This is a genomic window from Bartonella sp. AP57NXGY (genome assembly GCF_042195805.1).
In the GTDB taxonomy this organism is placed as follows: domain Bacteria; phylum Pseudomonadota; class Alphaproteobacteria; order Rhizobiales; family Rhizobiaceae; genus Bartonella.
Window position 1 is genome coordinate 1 of the sequence record NZ_JBHIOZ010000679.1, and the last position, 540, is coordinate 540.

The window sequence follows — 540 nt, forward strand, 5'->3', positions numbered from 1 at the left end:
GGGAGTAGAGCGGTTTCTTTTGCTCTTTACGACTAGTTTATAGACAGAGGAAAAATCGAGATCTTTTGCTACGAAAATGTTGACGAGTTCGCCTTGAAATTTTTCTAGGGTAGGAGGGATGTTGATTTGATTTTCAAGAGCAATACTGGCGGCCTCTTTTCCAGTGTTGTTTGCGCCTTCAAAACCGCCGCCTCCAGAGTTGTTTGAACCTTCTTTATTGGAATTGCCTACTATTTTATTTGTTAAAACTGTTGTGGCACCATCAATAACGGTGAGTAAAAGGGAAGAGCCAAAGCGTTCCCACCAATGGGTGTTGATGTTGCCATCAAAACCGGCTCTGCCTAAACTGTCGGTTGCGGGTGAGGCAAGGTCGATGATGACACCGGTTGGGGTTTTTGCTCTTGTCCAGAGTACAAAGAGGCGAGATTGACCTTGTTTTATCCCTCCGCGGTATTCGCCAATCACTTGGGTTCCTTTATCAAGCAAAACAACGCGCCCATTGTCAGAGAGGATATCACGGTTGATGATGCAGCTTGCAAA

At 45.4% G+C, this 540-nt stretch carries 1 protein-coding gene; it reads right to left on the reverse strand.

The genetic code is table 11. The features are described from left to right. A partial coding sequence (gene virB10, locus ACFIL8_RS12615; protein WP_375690124.1) for a type IV secretion system protein VirB10 occupies positions 1 to 540 on the reverse strand: 540 nt, incomplete at both ends.